General features: G+C 52.7%; 3 protein-coding genes. All 3 read left to right on the top strand.

The features are described 5' to 3' along the window. Nucleotides 1–299, top strand: a 299-nt coding sequence (locus DSOL_RS26060) for a hypothetical protein (protein ID WP_075367594.1), incomplete at its 5' end; no start/stop codon positions are given. Between the two features lie 120 nt (nucleotides 300–419). Continuing rightward, nucleotides 420–1,157, top strand: a complete 738-nt coding sequence (cpaB, locus tag DSOL_RS26055) for a Flp pilus assembly protein CpaB (protein WP_075367593.1) — start codon at nucleotides 420–422, stop codon at nucleotides 1,155–1,157. A gap of 77 nt (nucleotides 1,158–1,234) precedes the next feature. After that, nucleotides 1,235–1,521 (top strand): ATP-binding protein (locus DSOL_RS26050; protein ID WP_139314638.1); only part of this gene is annotated, 287 nt, incomplete at its 3' end.

Genomic DNA, 1,521 nt, shown 5'->3' with positions numbered 1-1,521 from the left:
TCCCTATGGGGGTAAAGGCTGAAGCCGAGCTTTTCCCCGGCTTCGGAAAAAAGCAGCTCCTGCAATCGGTGATTGGTTCGCTGGGCGCGGGAGTTGTTTCTGTTTTTGTATGGCTGCTTTCGCAAAGCGTCACCTTCACCGTCATCGGCGTGCTGGTCGGAATTGTCGGCTCAGTGATGATGACCACCAAGGATCAGACCAATCTATCGGTGGTGGATCAGGTGCAGAATATGACGCGGTTTGCGAAAAGCCAGAAAATTTATCCGTACCGGTACGGCGATGAATGGAGGTTGGGCTGATGTACGCAAAGGTACACCCCATATTTTCAAAGAGCTGATGAAAATAGAAAAGAAAAAAATATCTTACTGTGCGCTTCTCTTTAGCGCCGCAATCTAAAAAAACTAGGAGGACTTGCGATTATGAAATTAAGCATTTTCAAAAACAGGACCGTGATCGGCCTGGGCTGTATCATCCTTTCCCTGATCATTTGTTTTGGTCTGACGCCGCTTTGGGGCAGCGCGGTACGCGCCCAAACGGAAATCGTGCGGATTACGGATATTGTCAAAAAGGGCGAGGTGATCACCGCCAACAAGCTGGAAACGGTAAAGGTCGGCGCATACAACCTGCCGAGCAACCTGGTGAAAAACAAAAATGAGGCCATCGGCAAATACGCCGCCGCCGACTTGCAAAAGGGGGATTACATCCTTTCCACCAAATTATCCGGGACGCCCCTTGCCGAATTTGAATACCTGACCGGACTTGACGGTACAAAACAGGCCATGTCCATTACCATCAAATCGTTTGCGGCGGGACTGTCGGGCAAGCTGGAACTGGGCGACATCATATCCCTGATTTCCGCGAGTTCCGGCAATACCGGGATTATCGTGACGCCGCCGGAGTTAAAGTATGTCAAGGTGCTGGCGGTCACGCTGGGCACGGGAGTGGACAAGGAATACAAGGCGAGTGGGGACAAGAGCGGCGACGTGGAAAAGAAACTTCCCGCCACCCTGACCCTGCTGGTAAATTCCGCCCAGGCCAAGGTGCTGGCCGGACTTGAGCAAAACGGCAACCTCCAGGTAACCCTTGTCTATCGCGGGGCAAAGGCCAATGCGGATAAATTTTTAACGGCGCAGGATCAGTACTTTGAAAACGGGTGAAATCGCAGTTGCCGGCATCATTGAAAGCAGCCCGCTGCCGGAAAAAGCAGAAAACGCAGCCCAGGGGGATAACAGCAATGCCAAATAAGGGAAAGCAGATTCTGGCGGTCTGGGGCAGCCCGTCCAGTGGCAAAACCGTAACGGCTATGAAAATCGCAAGGGAGCTGTCCCTGAACAGGAAAAACGTGGCGGTAGTTTTCTGTGACGCGGTGTGCCCCGCACTGCCCACGGTGCTGAAAACCAAGAAGCCAATGGAGGGCTCCATCGGCGAAGTGCTGGCCGCACCCAACGTAACGCAGGAGCTTATCTTGAAAAACTGTGTATGCCCCGCCAAAAATCCGTATCTCAGCTTTCTCGGCTACAA

The sequence above is a fragment of the Desulfosporosinus metallidurans genome (assembly GCF_001936615.1).
GTDB lineage: Bacteria > Bacillota > Desulfitobacteriia > Desulfitobacteriales > Desulfitobacteriaceae > Desulfosporosinus > Desulfosporosinus metallidurans.
This window is presented reverse-complemented; position numbering and strand designations above follow the sequence as displayed.

Coding starts and splice junctions, on each gene's coding strand:
- cpaB (WP_075367593.1), top strand. CDS start 420: ATGAAATTAAGCATTTTCAAAAACAGGACCGTGATCGGCCTGGGCTGT.